The sequence below is a fragment of the Pseudomonas sp. UYIF39 genome, from assembly GCF_029963765.1.
Taxonomy (GTDB): Bacteria; Pseudomonadota; Gammaproteobacteria; order Pseudomonadales; family Pseudomonadaceae; genus Aquipseudomonas.
In genome coordinates, this window is sequence record NZ_JALBYU010000022.1 from 78,660 (window position 1) to 93,449 (window position 14,790).

Genomic DNA, 14,790 nt, shown 5'->3' on the forward strand with positions numbered 1-14,790 from the left:
GCGGGTTGGAACGCAACCCGGCTTATTCGGCCGTGGTGGGATCGATGATGGCCGTGACCTGGGAAATGCGGTTGGCCGGGAAACCGCTCTGCCTGGCGTGTTCCTTGATCGACTCTTCGTTGGGCGCGATGTACACGCAGTAAAGCTTGTCACCGGTGACATAACTCTGCTGCCACTGCACCTCTGGCAAGTCTCGCAACGTCCTGCAGGACTTTTGCGAAGCTGCTTTCAAATCCCTTTCTGACAGTGTTCCAGCACCCGGAATCTCGCGTTCTATGACGAACTTCGGCATGGCAACCTCTCATTCTTCTTATTGATGACAGGGTCGGCAGACCCTGTAGGTCAACTATCGCGCCGGGCGACGCTGGCGTCCTGCCCGATCGTCGGCCAACCCTGCCCGATCGTCCGGAGATTTCACGCTCTGGCGCGACAGGCTCACAATCAAGCTCACCACCCAAAGCGGCCCGCCAACACGGGAAAACCACCATGGATGCCCTGTCCCAGACGCTGCGCGTTGTCCGCCTGGTCGGCGCGATTTTCATCAATGCCAGGTTTACTGCACCCTGGTGCTACCAATCGCCGAGCGCCGACGCGGCGGCTCCGTTTCTGGAGCCCGGCGCCGAACGCGTGGTGATCTTCCACTTGATCACCGAAGGCGAGTGTTATGTCGAACTGGGTGATGATCCCCCGCTCCTGCTGACGGCCGGCGATGTGGTGGTTTTCCCTCAGGGAGATGCCCATCGCATGAGCTCTAAACCGGGGCTCGCATCTGCCACCGGTGCACGGCTGGACGTGGTGCTGGCGCGCCGTCCACGGCAATTGAGCTATGGCGGTGGCGGCGCGGTAACGCGGTTGGTGTGCGGCTATCTGGCCTGCGATACCCGTCTGGCCGGCATGTTGCTGACCGGGTTGCCGGCGGTGGTCCGGGTCAATGTGCGCGGCTCGAATGCCGGTATCTGGCTGGAATCATCGGTCCGTTATGCGCTGGCCGAAGCGCGCTCGCCCCGCCCCGGCGGCGAAGGTGTGCTGGCGAAACTGGCCGAGGTGTTGTTCATCGAAGTGCTGCGACTGTACATGCACGAACAGGGCGAAGGTCGCACCGGTTGGCTGGCTGGAGTGGGCGACCGGATTGTCGGCGCCGCCCTCAACGCGTTGCACAAAAAACCGTGTCACGCCTGGACGCTGGATGAACTGGCGCGCACTGCCGGCACGTCAAGATCGGTGTTGGCGGAACGCTTCCAGCAACTGGTGGGGAGTTCGCCGATGCAGTACCTGACGCAATGGCGCATGTTGCTGGCGGCCAACCTGTTACGCAGCAGTAACAGCTCGTTGATGCGGATTGCCGAAGAGGTGGGCTACCAGACCGATACGGCGTTCAGTCGGGCGTTTCGCCGGGAGTATGGAGCGCCACCAGCGGCGTGGCGGCGCAGTCAGGAGAAAAAAACAATGGCCCACGGCGCGGGGCCTGTGGGCCATTGATTTGAAGCATTACGCAGCGGGCGCTTTAGCCTCTTCCAGCAACTGCTGAATCATCTTCTCCTGAGTCTCGTAACTGCCTTCACCAAAGTGGGTGTAACGCACCTGGCCCTTGGCATCGATCAGGTAGTGAGCCGGCCAATACTGGTTGTCGAAGTTGCGCCAGATCGCGTAGTTGTTGTCGATCGCCACCGGGTAGGTGATGCCGAGCTTTTTCACCTGATCCTTGACGTTGGCGATGATGCGCTCGAAACCGTATTCAGGGGTGTGCACGCCGATCACCACCAGGCCGTCCTTCTCGTATTTCTTCGCCCAGTCCTTCACGTACGGCAAGGTGTGCTGGCAGTTGATGCAGTCGAAGGTCCAGAAGTCCACCAGCACCACTTTGCCTTTCAGCGAATCGTTGCTCAGCGCCGGCGAATTGAGCCATTCGACCGCACCGGACAGCGACGGCATGGTGCCTTGGGCGTTGTCCAAGGACGAGTCTGCCTTGACCTTGCTGATGAAGTAATCGACGACTTTCGGCACGGTTTCCAACACGCGTTGCTCAACCGTCGTCACGCCTTCGGACGAGGTGCCGGCCAGCAGTGTTTTGTCGGCACCGGTGGAAATCACCGCCGCAGCCGCCAGCACCGCAACACCCGCGCCACGACGCAACCAACCGGTGACCGGGATCGACGCCTTCAAGCGATTGACCAGGCCGCGACCGGCGAAGATCAAGGTGCCCAGGGACAATGCGCTGCCCAGGCCGTACGCCACCAGTAACAGGCTGGTTTGAGCGTTTGCACCTTGAAGCATGGCGCCCGTGAGGATGACCCCAAGGATCGGCCCGGCGCACGGTGCCCAGAGCAGACCGGTGGCAACGCCGATCATGATCGAACCCAACGGACCGGACATTTTGCGGGTGTCCGGATCGAGGCGGTTGCCCAGTGCCACGAAGGGACGGGCCAGCCAGTCACCGACACGGGCGGAAATCAGCGACAGGGCAAACAGCACCATCACGATGAGGGCCACATGACGACCGGTGTTGTTGGCGTGTACCACCCACTCGCTGCTGACCACGGCCAGGCTGGAAATCAGGGCGAAGGTCAGGACCATGCCGCCGAGGGTGAGCAGGATCGAGGAACGTGTGCGTTCAACACCGGCGAACAGAAACGGCACGACCGGGAGGATGCAAGGGCTGAGGACGGTCAATATGCCGCCCAGGAAAGCGATGAGAAACATGGGATCACCTTTGAATAGAGTTTGGCCGACACACCACACATCCCTGTGGGAGCGAGCTTGCTCGCTACCACATTGGAGTTGTGGTGCTCACAGAAACAGTGTCAGGCCTCAGGCCGCCTGGTTTTCCAGCTGCTGTCCCTGCGGCGTGCGGCTGGAACCATCCTCAGCCAGTAAGGCACTACCGCCCTTCTCCCCCACCGGCGTCAGCTGGAAGCAAGTCGCGCTGCCACAGCTTTTCTGTTCAACAGCAGCGTTGGCATGGGCAGCGGCGCCAGCCGCGGAGAAGGCAATGGCAGTCAAAAAGCGGCTTACGTTGTTCATGATGTGCTTCCTGTTTCAATTGGGATGAGCAATGGGTTAGCGCAGGACTCAGTTGTCCGAGTTGCAGCCATCAGCCAATTTGCGATAGTCCAGAACCTGGGTTTTGTTATGGGAGTCCAGGTAAGTCAGCTGGGCATCCACAACCCCACAGGAAGTTGAGGCGTCCTGTTTCAGCGACACCACTTTCTTGATGTCCAGGTGCGTGCCGTAGGTATAGGTTTTAGCGGATACATCGGCTTCGGCGCGGGCCGACAAGGTGCAGATGTTCAGGGCGGCAAACAGGCAAGCGGCGTAGACGGCTTTGGTGTTCATGGTGGTTTCCTCAAGGCTTCAATAGGTCAATCGTTGATTGGGCCGAGGCGGTTTGGTTTGCCTCGATGGAACCTATTAGAAGCTCGCGAGGTATCCCGTATGTGTCGGGAACAGGCGCGTGTAAATCGGTACGTATCAGAACCGGGCCGGGATACAGAGCGATACAAAAGCCCTGAAAATGAGTGTTTTTGCGTCCACGTGTATCCGCCGACATGCCAGATACACTGCAATACAAAGGACTGCGGACGAGCGGGCCAAGGCTCGATAGACTGCGCGACATCCCCCATCTACAGAGGCCTGGCCAAATGGAACACGTCGATCACATTCTCATCGTGGACGATGACCGCGAGATCCGGGAACTGGTAGGCAACTACCTCAAGAAAAACGGCCTGCGCACCACCGTCGTGGCGGATGGACGACAAATGCGCACGTTCCTGGAATCCACGCCGGTGGACCTGATCGTGCTCGACATCATGATGCCGGGCGACGATGGCCTGATGCTGTGCCGTGAGTTGCGCGCCGGCAAACACAAGGCCACGCCGGTGCTGATGCTCACCGCGCGCAACGATGAAACCGACCGCATCATCGGCCTGGAAATGGGCGCCGACGATTACTTGGTCAAGCCGTTCGCCGCCCGTGAACTGCTCGCGCGCATCAACGCCGTGTTGCGCCGCACGCGGATGCTGCCGCCCAACCTGGTGGTCACCGAAAGCGGTCGCTTGCTGGCCTTCGGGCGCTGGCGCCTGGACACCTCGGCCCGGCACTTGCTCGATGAAGACGGCACGATGGTCGCGCTCAGTGGCGCGGAATATCGGTTGCTGCGGGTGTTCCTCGATCATCCTCAGCGGGTGCTCAATCGCGATCAACTGCTGAACCTGACCCAAGGCCGCGATGCCGACCTGTTCGACCGCTCCATCGACTTGTTGGTCAGCCGGTTGCGCCAGCGCTTGCTGGACGATGCCCGCGAACCGGCCTACATCAAAACCATGCGCAGCGAAGGCTATGTGTTTTCCCTGCCGGTGGAAGTGCTCGGGGCGCCCTTATGAATCTCTCGATGCGCTGGCCTCGCACCCTGGCCTCGCGACTGTCGCTGATCTTCCTGATCGGCTTGATTCTCGCGCAGGCGCTGTCCTTCGGCGCGCAGTACTACGAGCGATACGAAAGCACGAAGAACACCATGCTGGGCAATCTGGAAACCGACATCTCGACCTCCATCGCCATCCTCGACCGCTTGCCGGCCGAAGAACGCATGAGCTGGCTGCAACAACTGGATCGACGTAACTACCGCTATTTGTTGAACGAAGGCTCGCCGGGCATGCCCATGAGCGATTCGCCAATCGCGATGACGTCGATCAAAGAGGCCATCGGCAAGGATTACCCGATGACGGTGACCGACATCCCCGGGCCGGATAAACATTTTCAGGTCCACCTGAAACTGGCGGACGGCAGCCCGCTGACCATCGACGTGCGACCCTCGATGGTGCCGTTGTCGCCGTGGTTACCCATCGTGTTGCTGGGGCAACTGGCACTGATGCTCATCTGCACCTGGCTGGCCGTGAGAATCGCCATCCGCCCCCTCACCCGCCTCGCCCAAGCGGTAGAGACCCTGGACCCCAACACCCACGCGGTGCACCTGGACGAAAAAGGCCCGACCGAAGTCGCGCATGCGGCCATGGCCTTCAATTCGATGCAGGCGCGCATCGCCGCTTACCTGAAGGAGCGCATGCAACTGCTGGCGGCGATTTCCCACGACCTGCAAACCCCGATCACCCGCATGAAACTGCGCGCCGAGTTCATGGACGACTCCGCCGAGAAAGACAAACTCTGGAATGACCTTGGCGAGATAGAACACCTGGTGCGCGAAGGCGTGGCCTACGCCCGCAGCGTGCATGGCGCCACCGAAGAAAGTCGCCGCACCAATCTGGATTCGTTCCTCGACAGCCTGGTGTTCGACTATCAGGACATGGGCAAAGACGTGCAGCTCAGCGGTAAAAGTGACGCGGTGATCAACACCCGGCCGCACGCCTTGCGGCGGGTGCTGGTGAACCTGACGGACAATGCGCTGAAGTTCGCTGGCGCCGCCGAGTTGAAGGTGGAAGCGAAGGCTGACGGCAGTTTGTCGGTGAAGGTGATGGACCGCGGGCCAGGGATTGCCGAGGAGGAATTAGCCCAGGTGATGGAACCGTTTTATCGCGTGGAGAACTCGCGTAACCGCAGCACCGGCGGGACCGGGTTGGGCTTGGCGATTGCGCAGCAGTTGGCGTTGGCGATCGGGGGATCGTTGACGTTGAGTAATCGTGAGGGAGGGGGGTTGTGCGCGGAGCTCAAATTACCGGCAGCATGATCGTTCCCGCGCTCTGCGTGGGAACGATCAGTCCAGGGTCAGACCGGGTAATTGGCGCGCAAGGCTTCCAGACCACCCTGGTAGATACCGGTAAACAGCGCCACCACTTCCTCGTCACTCACACCGACAGGTGAAAACCGCCCGGACCACGTCACTCGCGCGCCCTGCCCCTGCGCTTCCACGCTGATAGTCGCCAGATAGTCAGTGGCCGGAAACGGCGCCTGCAAAATCGAATAACTGTAAGTCGTCCCTGCGTTATCAAACGCCTCCAACCGCTCAACCACCACCGCCCCGTCCGCCGTTTGCAGGCTACGTACCCGGCCGCCTTCACTCAGCTCGCTTTTCGGGATAAACGGCAGCCAGTCCGGCAGGGAGTTGAAGCCACCAATCAATTGCCAAACCTCATCGGCCGCCGCCGGGATATCAATAAACGCTGATGCAGTTGCCATGAAATGTTCTCTCTTAATCAATAAGGTTCAAATCGCCATGCTGTCGACGACACCGCCGTCAACCCGCAACGCCGCACCCGTCGTGGCCGAGGACAACGGCGAGGCAATATAAGCCACCAGGTTGGCGACCTCCTCGACATCCGCCACGCGCTGGATGATCGAACTCGGCCGAGCCTTGCGCACGAAGGCGTCGGCTTCTTCCCGAACACTGCGCCCCGATTTGGCAGTGGCGTCCTTGAGCATCTGCTCCAGCCCATCGGTCAACGTCGGGCCGGGCAGGATCGCGTTGACCGTCACCCCGGTGCCCGCCAGCCGCTTGGCCAGACCATGGGACACCGCCAGGTTGGCGCTTTTGGTCACGCCGTAGTTGAGCATGTCGGCCGGTGTTGCGACCCCGGATTCCGAGGACAGGAAAATCACCCGGCCCCAGCCCTGCTTGACCATGTCTGGCACGTAATGGCGGGACAGGCGCACGCCGGAGATCACGTTAACCTCATAAAAGCGCGTCCACTCGCTGTCCGGTGCATCGAAGAAATCCACATCGTTGAAGATACCGAGATTGTTCACCAGGATGTCCGCCCGTGGTTCGGCGGCGAACAACAACTCGGCGCCTTCGGCCGTGCCGAGGTCTGCGGTCAGGCCACGCAGCTGCGCGTCCGGCACACTCTGGCGAATGCTCGCCAGCGCTTGTTCGACCTTGGCCGTCTCGCGGCCGATCACCACCACCGTGGCGCCGGACTCGGCCAGCGCCTTGCTGATGCCCAGGCCAATGCCGGCAGTGCTGCCGCTGACAATGGCGAGTTTTCCACTCAGATCGATTTTCATGCTCAACCTCCAATGATCGGCAATGGCGCACGCTCGGAAACCAGTTTCGCCTCGCGCATCGCCTGCCAGAAAGCAGCGGGAATGACGGCCGACATCGCGGCAACGTCTTCAGCAATCCGGTCCGGACGGCTGGACCCCGGAATCACCGCGGCCACCGCCGGGTTAGCCAACGAAAACTGCAACGCAGCTGCCTTGATGTCGACACCATGCGCGGCAGCAATTCGCTTGATGTGCTCGACTTTATTGATGATCGCCGGGCTGGCTTTCTGGTACTCGAAGTGTGTGCCACCGGCCAAAATGCCCGAGCTGTAAGGACCACCGACCACGATCTCGACATTCTGCGCCAGCGCGGCATCCATCAAACGCTGCAAGGCACGATCGTGGTCGAGCAACGTGTAGCGACCCGCCAGCAGAAAACCGTCCGGCTGGGCTTCGGTCAGATCCAGGGTCAGTTCGCACGGTTCAACCTTGTTCACGCCCAGGCCCCAGCCCTTGATCACGCCTTCTTCGCGCAAACGGGTCAACACTTTGAAAGCACCGGTGCGGGCCTGGTTGAAGTATTCCAGCCATTGATCACCGTAGAAGTCCTGGGCGATGTCATGCACCCAGACGATGTCCAGCCGATCGGTTTGCAGGCGCTTTAGGCTGTCTTCTATGGAGCGCATCGTGGCGTCGGCGCTGTAGTCGTTGACGATCTTGTTCGGGCGACCGTGCTCGAACACTCCGCTTTTTTCGCCCAAGTCACGGGCCGCGGCGTCTTCGACTTCATCGAGAATCACTCGGCCGACTTTGCTGCTGAGCACATAGTCGTCGCGGTTGTACTGGGCCAGCGCGGTGCCCAGTCGAATTTCCGACAGGCCCGAGCCGTAAAACGGAGCGGTGTCGAAGTAGCGCACGCCGGCATCCCAGGCGGCGTGGACGGTGGCCAGCGCCTCGTCTTCAGGAATGGCACGGAACATGTTGCCCAATGGCGCGGTACCGAAACCCAGCGCGCCGGGCAATTTGTCTTTCAAGCTCATGGGTGAATCCTCTTGAGTGTCAGGGGTCAGCTGAGGTGACCGATGAGCAGATCCTAGATTGCGCTGATCGGACCGTCCAAGACACAATGAGCAGCACTTGAGTCCCTAGAGGTCTGACATGATCGACATCCGCCAATTGCGCTACTTCGTCGCTGTCGCCGAAGAAGAACACGTCGGTCGCGCCGCCGAACGCCTGCACATTTCCCAGTCGCCCCTGAGCCGGCAGATCGCCCAGCTCGAAGAGCGCCTGGGCCTGACCCTGTTCGAACGCAGCCAGCAACGCATTCGCCTGACCCGCGATGGCCAGACTTTCCTGGCTGAAACCCGTGCCCTGCTGACCCACGCCAGTCGCCTGGAATCCCTGGGCAAGCGCCTCGGTCGTGGTGAAGAAGGCGGCTTGTGCATCGGCTATATCGAAAACGCCATGCACGCCGGCGTCTTGCCCAATGCCTTGCGGGTGCTGCGGGTTGACCGACCGAACGTGCATGTCGCGCTGTACAACCTCAATTCCGCCGAACAACTCGAAGGCCTGCGACAGCGTAGTCTGGATATCGCACTGGTCAGCGAACCGCCCGTCGCCGACGACCCGGACCTGCTGGGTTTTCAGGTGCTGGACGATCCAATGCTGCTGGCCCTGCCCGAGCACCATCCTTTGGCGGACCACACAACCCTGACCCCGGCAGACCTGGCCGATCAGGAATGGATCGGCGTGCAACCCCGCCAAGACGCCGCCAGCCGCGACGACTTCGTCAGCGCCTGCATCCGCGCTGGTTTCACCCCGGACATTCGTATGGAAGCCACCGAACCTTTCACCGCATTGGGACTAGTGGCGTCGGGGCTGGGCATCGCGATGATTCAGAAAGGCTTGAGCCGCAACGCACCACCCGGCGTGGTGCTGCGGGAAGTGCCATGGATTTCCTTCACCACGCCACTGTGGGCCGCGTGGCACCGGATCAATTTGCGACCGCTGGTGGAAACGTTCAGGAAAGTGCTGACCGAATAGGGCCCGGCCACATGATCGCTCCCACGCTCTGCGTGGGAAGGCAGCCCGGAACGCTCTGTGTCCCTTTTGCGAGCTGATCGACGACCGACAATTTAAAGGTCAGCGTGTAGTCTCGCTGACTACGCCTTTTTGCTGATTCCATTACGTCCTCCTGAAAAACGGATCAGAAGGTGTAAACCTTATTCAGGACAGAACACTCAGGATAAATAGATCCGTCCCCTAATCTCCATCAGAGCGGATGGTGAAGAAGAGATCACCTGGAAAACTGCCGACACCTCAAACGCCATGCTCGTTGATGAACGAACATGGCATCTGGTACCAATCCCTTTTAAATTCCTTGGTCTGCGCCAAAGTAGCTGAAGATATTGCCCGTCGTGACATTCGGCGTGACCCGAATCACAGGAATTCGCCTGCCTGTCATTTTGAGGAAGTCCCTCTGAATGTTTTTCGCCCCTTCGACACCCACCGCTCGGCTCGCGGTATTGAAGTAGATAAAAGCCTTGATCGGCAGGTTCGAAGTGTTCTGGGGCCAGGTTTTGATCATCACCTCGTTCTGTCGCCAAGCGGCAAGTTCTGCCGCAGGATTTTCTCGCGAGGTCAGGCTGAGTGCGAATGACGCCTGATCCGGACCGAAACTGCATTGATGGTGATAACGGTTTGTGCTGTTTGCCGGATACTGCTGAAAGTGTGCACGCCAGGTCGCCAGTGTATTGATACCCTGCGCAGCACACGGTCCACTGTTGCTTGGAAAATTGGACGCCGCACCGCAGCCGGCAGCCCCGCGAATCAAAGTGCCGCCATCATAAGGATATGAACACAACACCTGAAGGGGATAGCCCCCGTTGGCCGTAAAGTATTGACCCGGTTCGAGCACAAAGCCTTGGGTACGACTCCCCTGCAGCTGATTCATACCAATGCCGATCTTCATATAGCTGAACGAGACCCCGCCCAACGTGACTGCCCCAGGGCTTGGATTCCAGGCACGAAACGCCGTCGAATCATCCACTGTGCGAATCAGCACGCCGCTGCATTCATATGCAGCTTTATTACCCGGACAGGTATTGCTCGTGTTGGAATACTGCGCATTGAGCTCATTCGCCACACGCTGTCCATCGGTCGGGGCTGTTGAACCAACGATCCTGATTTCCAACGGAGAAGACGTAATCAGACTGCCTGCGCCACCGACCTTGTAGGTGAAGGTGAGGTTGACACTGCGGTTGATGTTTTCGGTGATCCACACTTTAGGCAGGCTGAAGCTCAAGACTCCGACCGTGGATACCGTCTGGATTGGTGCATCCCGCAGTGTCACGCCGGCCAGGCGTACACCGACGGTATCGCGGGCCGCCAGTGTCGGGTAACTCACCTGCACGGTGGCATTAGCGCCCAAGGTGTCGGCATTCAACTGACCGGCCGGCGCTTCCACGACCTTGAACACCGCTGGGCCCTGGGCAGTACCCACTACACGGATGCTTAAGGGTGGGGAGGTAATTAAGCTACCGGCACCACCTACCTTGTAGGTATAGGTCAAGGTCACCGTGCGATTGAGGTTCTCGGCAATCCACGCCTTGGGCAAGCTGAACGTAAGTACGCCGACCGTAGATACGGTCTGAATCGGTGCATCACGCAACGCCACACCAGTCAGGCGCACGCCAACGGTATCGCGGGCCGCCAGCGTCGGGTAACGCACCTGCACCGTTGCGTTAGCGCCCAAGGTGCTGACGTTCAACTCACCGGCCGGCGCTTCCACGACCTTGAACACCGCTTGGCCCTGAGCGCCTATCACACGGATGCTCAAGGGTGACGAGGTGATCAGATTGCCGGCGCCGCCCACCTTATAGGTGTAAGTCAAGGACACCGTACGATTGAGGTTCTCGGTAATCCACGACTTGGGCAAGCTGAACGTAAGTACGCCGACCGTAGATACGGTCTGAATCGGTGCATCACGCAACGCCACGCCTGTCAGTCGCACACCGACGGTATCGCGGGGCGCCAGTGTCGGATAATTCACCTGCACAGTGGCATTGGCGCCCAGGGTGTCGACATTCAACTCACCGGCTGGCGCTTCGACCACTTTGAACACCGCGGCTTGCTGAGCAGTGAGCACTTCACTGCCGTCCTGCCCTGGCGAGGTCAGGACCGATGAGATCGTCTGGCCACCAGTCGGCGGCTCAGGGTCGGTTGGGATGCCTTGCGTCGTGCACCCGACCACCGTTAGCACCAGCAAACAGCCACTGACTCTCCACATATCGCTCACTCCCGACAGTTTCCGAGTCCACCGATACGGGCTCAGGGATAACGCTCGCGGAGATTAGGAGTGTGAAAAAAAACTGTCTACTGTCAGATATGACAGGTGGCTGAACATCCAGCATCAATGTAAGGATGAGCAAATTACGCTACGCAGGTCGAGGAAGAAGGTGAAGAGTCGGCGAATCGCTGGATGCATATCAGCGCGGATGGTGAAGAAGAGATCACCTGGAAAACTGCCTGACACTGATCATTCCCACACGCTCTGCGTGGAAATGCAGCCGGGGACGCCCTGCGGCCCTTCAACAGCCGAACGCAGCGCGTCCGTTCAGGCATAGATCTACAATCGTCCAACTTTTTGGGGTCAGTCCAGAGCGTGGCAACGATCGGTTACTACGGCGAAGGAGCATGCCTGCTCGCCACAGGGTTTGGTGCTTTACTGAAAAGACCCCAAAATCCTGCGAGTAGCCCCGCATGAACCGCAACGACCTGCGTCGCGTCGACATGAACCTGCTGGTGATTTTCGAAACCCTGATGTTCGAAAAGAACCTGACCCGGGCCGGGGAGAAGCTGTTTCTCGGTCAGCCCGCCGTCAGTGCCTCACTGGCCAAGTTGCGCGAGCTGTTCGACGACCCGCTGCTGGTGCGTAACGGTCGGGTGCTGGAGCCGACCCAGCGGGCCCTGGCGATCCTCAAGGAGTTGCAACCGGCGATGGACACCATTTCCGGCGCGGTCAGCCGAGCCAAGGATTTCGACCCATCCACCAGCCGCGATGTGTTTCGCATCGGTCTGTCCGACGACGCCGAGTTCGGCCTGTTTCCGCCGCTGCTCAAGCAAATCCGCGAAGAGGCGCAGAACGTTGTGGTGGTGGTGCGCCGGGTGAATTACTTGCTGATGTCGTCGATGCTCGCCTCCGGGGAGATTTCCGTCGGGATCAGCTACACCACGGAACTGCCGGCCAACGCCAAGCGCAAAAAGTTGCGTGACCTGAGTGTCAAGATCCTGCGCGGCGATGACCGTCCCGGCCCCCTGACCCTGGATGAATACTGCGAACGCCCTCACGCGCTGGTGTCATTTTCCGGGGATTTGACCGGTGCCATCGATAGCGACCTGGCCCGTATCGGCCGCTCACGCCGGGTGGTGCTGGCGGTGCCGCAATTCGCCGGCCTGCGCGCCTTGCTGGCCGGCACCGATATGCTCGCCACGGTGCCGGACTATGCGGCGTGCGCGCTGATCGAAGGCAGCAACCAGTTGCGGGCCGACGACCCGCCGTTTGACATCGTGCTGTCCGAACTGTCCATGGTCTGGAACGGGGTCAACGATAACGATCCGGCAGAACGTTGGTTGCGCTCGCGAATTGCCCAACACATGGCCGCTCCACTGCCGGGGCATTAATCGATTTGAAAGGCTCGGGTTTGGTTTCGCGCAGGTAGACCGGCAAGTCGGTGACCGGTGGCATCACCGGAATCTCGAAATACATTTGGATCACCCAGCCGCGGTGATAACTGGCGTGGTTGACCACATGCATCAGTATCGCGCCGGCGCTCATGATGCCGCTTTCCCCCGAGACAAAGCTGAACTCGACGGGTTTATCCAGCGAGGCATCAGTCTGCCGTTCACTCCAGTCGCAGTACCAGCGATCGATGTCCTTTTGCGCCTGGCGCAGCTCAGCGAGTTCGGGGTGCAGCAGATCGTGTGACGTCTTGAAGCCGTGCCCTCGGCCTTCGAGGTGGGCCCGCCAGATGCAGTCCACCACGTAGAGATGGTTCAGGGTGCCGATCATGTTTTTGAACACCGACACGCGCTCTTTATTGACCTCTCCCGGTGGCAAGGCGGCCAGGCTGTCAAAGAGGCGTTGATTGGCCCAGCGTTTGTAATCGGCAAGCATGCGGGCAGTGCGTACGTTAATCATCGCAGGTCTCCCATTGTGATGGGCGCACTGCCAAGCATAGCCCGTAGGGCGAGCGGCATTGCAAACGCTGATTACCGGTCACTTCGCAACCTGTGTAGCAGCTGCCGAGCCTGCGAGGCTGCGTTCGGCTGCGAAGCAGTCGTAAAACCTGCGCACACGGATTACCTGATAGACCGCAGTGCCTGAATTCACGATTGCTTCGTCCGAACGCGGCCCGAACCGAACGCAGGCGTTGGACTGATCACGCTTCGACAGGGAACTCCTGACGACCGCCACGCATCCTAAATAATGAGGTACTTCCTTTTTTGCTTCACGCTTTCAGAGGACACCGTCATGCGCCGTCTGATCATCATCTCTTCCCTTTTGCTGTGTTTACCCTTCGGCTCCGCTATGGCCAAAGTGGATGCGGGCGATGTCGCCACGTCAGCCGGGGTTTCCGCATCGTTGTACTCGACGTTCAAGGACCACAAACTCATGATTCCTGCCCGGGATGACGCCTCCAGCTTCGTTGCCAGTGGCGGCGCGATTCGTGGTGTTTATCTGGAGTCATACTTAAAGCAGATTCGTCAGGAACATCCCGGCCTCAACGCCAGCGACGAAGACCTGGCCAGAGCGATCCTCGTCCAGGATGGTGCTGCTGCGGGTCAATGATGGCTGAAAAATTAGTGGTGGGGCTCGCAGCACTCGGATAGCGTTTGCAGCCCTACCTTGCTTCAACACCGGTGGATAATCGCGCCCAACCCGCAACCAATTGCGCGCTGATGCTCACGCCGCCGCACACCACAATCACCACATCATGGGCCTCGGCAATCGCCGGATGGTCCAGGTATCCAATAGCCAACGAAACCCCACACGCCGGCTCGACCAACTGACGCAAGTCGTTGGCGTAACGAACCACGCCCATGATCGCCTCATCATCGCTGAGCACCACGCATTCGTGCGGGAAATCGAGGATGTGCTGCACCGGCCAGGCGGCCACTTGAGTCGCGCCGAGCGACTTGGCGACCGTATCGATCTTGTGGAATTTGACTGTATGTCCGGCACTGACAGCGGCGGCAAAAGACGCAGAACCCTGGGTTTCACACGCGATGATCCGGCAGTCCATGCGCTTGTGGCGCATCAATCCAGTGAGAATCCCCGCCAGCAAACCTCCGCCCCCTACCGACATCACGAGCGCATCGATCTGAGGGCAATCCTCGAGGATTTCATCGACCATCGTGCTGTGCCCTTCCCACAACACCGGGTGATCGAAGGCTGGCACGTACTCGGTGTCCGCGCCCTGCGCCAGTTCTTTGGCCCGTAGATTGGCTTCGTCCCAGACCTTGCCATGGACGATCACCTCGGCGCCGGTTTTCCTGATCCGTGCGCGGGTGGTTTCCGGCGTGGTGTGCGGCACCACAATGCAGGCTTTCAACTCCAGGCTGGCGGCAGCCACGGCGGTGGCGAACCCGGCGTTGCCGCCGGAAGGACAGATCACTTTGCGTTTCCCTTGCGCCGCTGCCTGGCTGCACAAGAGCCCTATGCCGCGAAGTTTGAATGAGCCGCTCGGTTGCAGGTTTTCCAGCTTGAGCCATATTCGTCGAGATGGGGTCGACAGGTCTGGATGCAGAATCAACGGCGTTCTGATGTGAAGCATGGCGGCGCTCCTTTAGGGCGAACGG

The 14,790-nt window shown here is 60.0% G+C and carries 16 protein-coding genes; 6 read left to right on the top strand and 10 right to left on the bottom strand.

The features are described from left to right. Positions 1–22 precede the first annotated feature (22 nt). Complete coding sequence (locus MO767_RS24255) at positions 23–292, bottom strand: DUF4242 domain-containing protein (RefSeq protein WP_140683752.1); 270 nt, start codon at positions 290–292, stop codon at positions 23–25. A gap of 194 nt (positions 293–486) precedes the next feature. Between MO767_RS24255 and MO767_RS24260 the strand changes: the two genes are divergently transcribed. Further along, positions 487–1,479 carry an AraC family transcriptional regulator gene (locus MO767_RS24260; protein WP_282482582.1) on the top strand — a complete coding sequence of 331 codons (993 nt, stop codon included), beginning with the start codon at positions 487–489 and terminating at the stop codon, positions 1,477–1,479. A gap of 9 nt (positions 1,480–1,488) precedes the next feature. Here the strand turns inward: MO767_RS24260 and MO767_RS24265 are convergent, their stop codons facing one another. The 3 genes from MO767_RS24265 to MO767_RS24275 form a co-directional block, all read right to left on the bottom strand. Further along, on the bottom strand, positions 1,489–2,700 hold the full coding sequence (locus MO767_RS24265; RefSeq protein ID WP_282482583.1) for a cytochrome c biogenesis protein DipZ: 1,212 nt from the start codon (positions 2,698–2,700) through the stop codon (positions 1,489–1,491). A gap of 108 nt (positions 2,701–2,808) precedes the next feature. Further along, positions 2,809–3,021 carry a hypothetical protein gene (locus MO767_RS24270; protein ID WP_282482584.1) on the bottom strand — a complete coding sequence of 71 codons (213 nt, stop codon included), beginning with the start codon at positions 3,019–3,021 and terminating at the stop codon, positions 2,809–2,811. A 48-nt stretch (positions 3,022–3,069) separates the two neighbouring features. Further along, positions 3,070–3,333 (bottom strand): DUF2790 domain-containing protein, encoded by a 264-nt coding sequence (locus MO767_RS24275; protein WP_282482586.1) that lies wholly within the window; start codon positions 3,331–3,333, stop codon positions 3,070–3,072. 305 nt (positions 3,334–3,638) lie between these two features. Between MO767_RS24275 and MO767_RS24280 the strand changes: the two genes are divergently transcribed. Together MO767_RS24280 and MO767_RS24285 are read left to right on the top strand one after the other, a co-directional pair. Next, positions 3,639–4,379 carry a response regulator gene (locus MO767_RS24280; protein ID WP_282482588.1) on the top strand — a complete coding sequence of 247 codons (741 nt, stop codon included), beginning with the start codon at positions 3,639–3,641 and terminating at the stop codon, positions 4,377–4,379. Beyond that, on the top strand, positions 4,376–5,677 hold the full coding sequence (locus tag MO767_RS24285; RefSeq protein ID WP_282482589.1) for a HAMP domain-containing sensor histidine kinase: 1,302 nt from the start codon (positions 4,376–4,378) through the stop codon (positions 5,675–5,677). Before MO767_RS24280 ends, MO767_RS24285 begins: the two co-directional genes overlap by 4 nt. Before the next feature lie 38 nt (positions 5,678–5,715). Here MO767_RS24285 and MO767_RS24290 read toward each other — a convergent pair whose 3' ends face one another. The 3 genes from MO767_RS24290 to MO767_RS24300 are packed head-to-tail and all read right to left on the bottom strand — an operon-like array spanning position 5,716 to position 7,970. Then, positions 5,716–6,126 carry an SRPBCC family protein gene (locus MO767_RS24290; RefSeq protein ID WP_282482591.1) on the bottom strand — a complete coding sequence of 137 codons (411 nt, stop codon included), beginning with the start codon at positions 6,124–6,126 and terminating at the stop codon, positions 5,716–5,718. A gap of 27 nt (positions 6,127–6,153) precedes the next feature. Next, the gene (locus tag MO767_RS24295; RefSeq protein WP_282482592.1) at positions 6,154–6,951 is read right to left on the bottom strand and encodes an SDR family oxidoreductase; all 798 of its coding nucleotides are present in this window, start codon (positions 6,949–6,951) and stop codon (positions 6,154–6,156) included. 2 nt (positions 6,952–6,953) lie between these two features. Further along, positions 6,954–7,970, bottom strand: a complete 1,017-nt coding sequence (locus MO767_RS24300) for an aldo/keto reductase (protein WP_282482594.1) — start codon at positions 7,968–7,970, stop codon at positions 6,954–6,956. Between the two features lie 118 nt (positions 7,971–8,088). On the opposite strand from MO767_RS24300, the gene MO767_RS24305 reads away from it, so the two are divergent. Continuing rightward, positions 8,089–8,973: a LysR substrate-binding domain-containing protein gene (locus MO767_RS24305; protein ID WP_282482595.1), complete on the top strand. Its 885-nt coding sequence runs from the start codon at positions 8,089–8,091 to the stop codon at positions 8,971–8,973. Positions 8,974–9,301: 328 nt separating this feature from the next. Here the strand turns inward: MO767_RS24305 and MO767_RS24310 are convergent, their stop codons facing one another. Then, the gene (locus MO767_RS24310) at positions 9,302–11,218 is read right to left on the bottom strand and encodes a hypothetical protein (RefSeq protein ID WP_282482597.1); all 1,917 of its coding nucleotides are present in this window, start codon (positions 11,216–11,218) and stop codon (positions 9,302–9,304) included. Positions 11,219–11,691: 473 nt separating this feature from the next. On the opposite strand from MO767_RS24310, the gene MO767_RS24315 reads away from it, so the two are divergent. Beyond that, a complete protein-coding gene (locus MO767_RS24315; protein ID WP_282482598.1) occupies positions 11,692–12,612 on the top strand; it encodes a LysR substrate-binding domain-containing protein in 921 nt (306 codons plus the stop codon). On the opposite strand, the gene MO767_RS24320 is transcribed toward MO767_RS24315, so the two are convergent. Further along, the gene (locus tag MO767_RS24320) at positions 12,533–13,129 is read right to left on the bottom strand and encodes a DinB family protein (RefSeq protein WP_282482599.1); all 597 of its coding nucleotides are present in this window, start codon (positions 13,127–13,129) and stop codon (positions 12,533–12,535) included. The genes MO767_RS24315 and MO767_RS24320 overlap by 80 nt on opposite strands. Before the next feature lie 333 nt (positions 13,130–13,462). Between MO767_RS24320 and MO767_RS24325 the strand changes: the two genes are divergently transcribed. Continuing rightward, positions 13,463–13,780, top strand: coding sequence for a DUF2388 domain-containing protein (locus MO767_RS24325; protein WP_282482600.1), 318 nt, complete (start codon positions 13,463–13,465; stop codon positions 13,778–13,780). A 52-nt stretch (positions 13,781–13,832) separates the two neighbouring features. Here the strand turns inward: MO767_RS24325 and MO767_RS24330 are convergent, their stop codons facing one another. Then, a complete protein-coding gene (locus MO767_RS24330) occupies positions 13,833–14,765 on the bottom strand; it encodes a pyridoxal-phosphate dependent enzyme (RefSeq protein ID WP_282482602.1) in 933 nt (310 codons plus the stop codon). Positions 14,766–14,790: the final 25 nt, after the last annotated feature.

What these genes read in the sequence shown, in the direction of transcription:
- MO767_RS24325 (WP_282482600.1), top strand. Translation starts at nt 13,463, where the DNA reads ATGCGCCGTCTGATCATCATCTCTTCCCTTTTGCTGTGTTTACCCTTC.
- MO767_RS24315 (WP_282482598.1), top strand. Translation starts at nt 11,692, where the DNA reads ATGAACCGCAACGACCTGCGTCGCGTCGACATGAACCTGCTGGTGATT.
- MO767_RS24290 (WP_282482591.1), bottom strand. Translation starts at nt 6,126, where the DNA reads ATGGCAACTGCATCAGCGTTTATTGATATCCCGGCGGCGGCCGATGAG.
- MO767_RS24330 (WP_282482602.1), bottom strand. Translation starts at nt 14,765, where the DNA reads ATGCTTCACATCAGAACGCCGTTGATTCTGCATCCAGACCTGTCGACC.
- MO767_RS24300 (WP_282482594.1), bottom strand. Translation starts at nt 7,970, where the DNA reads ATGAGCTTGAAAGACAAATTGCCCGGCGCGCTGGGTTTCGGTACCGCG.
- MO767_RS24270 (WP_282482584.1), bottom strand. Translation starts at nt 3,021, where the DNA reads ATGAACAACGTAAGCCGCTTTTTGACTGCCATTGCCTTCTCCGCGGCT.
- MO767_RS24320 (WP_282482599.1), bottom strand. Translation starts at nt 13,129, where the DNA reads ATGATTAACGTACGCACTGCCCGCATGCTTGCCGATTACAAACGCTGG.
- MO767_RS24280 (WP_282482588.1), top strand. Translation starts at nt 3,639, where the DNA reads ATGGAACACGTCGATCACATTCTCATCGTGGACGATGACCGCGAGATC.
- MO767_RS24265 (WP_282482583.1), bottom strand. Translation starts at nt 2,700, where the DNA reads ATGTTTCTCATCGCTTTCCTGGGCGGCATATTGACCGTCCTCAGCCCT.
- MO767_RS24310 (WP_282482597.1), bottom strand. Translation starts at nt 11,218, where the DNA reads ATGTGGAGAGTCAGTGGCTGTTTGCTGGTGCTAACGGTGGTCGGGTGC.
- MO767_RS24275 (WP_282482586.1), bottom strand. Translation starts at nt 3,333, where the DNA reads ATGAACACCAAAGCCGTCTACGCCGCTTGCCTGTTTGCCGCCCTGAAC.
- MO767_RS24255 (WP_140683752.1), bottom strand. Translation starts at nt 292, where the DNA reads ATGCCGAAGTTCGTCATAGAACGCGAGATTCCGGGTGCTGGAACACTG.
- MO767_RS24305 (WP_282482595.1), top strand. Translation starts at nt 8,089, where the DNA reads ATGATCGACATCCGCCAATTGCGCTACTTCGTCGCTGTCGCCGAAGAA.
- MO767_RS24295 (WP_282482592.1), bottom strand. Translation starts at nt 6,951, where the DNA reads ATGAAAATCGATCTGAGTGGAAAACTCGCCATTGTCAGCGGCAGCACT.
- MO767_RS24285 (WP_282482589.1), top strand. Translation starts at nt 4,376, where the DNA reads ATGAATCTCTCGATGCGCTGGCCTCGCACCCTGGCCTCGCGACTGTCG.
- MO767_RS24260 (WP_282482582.1), top strand. Translation starts at nt 487, where the DNA reads ATGGATGCCCTGTCCCAGACGCTGCGCGTTGTCCGCCTGGTCGGCGCG.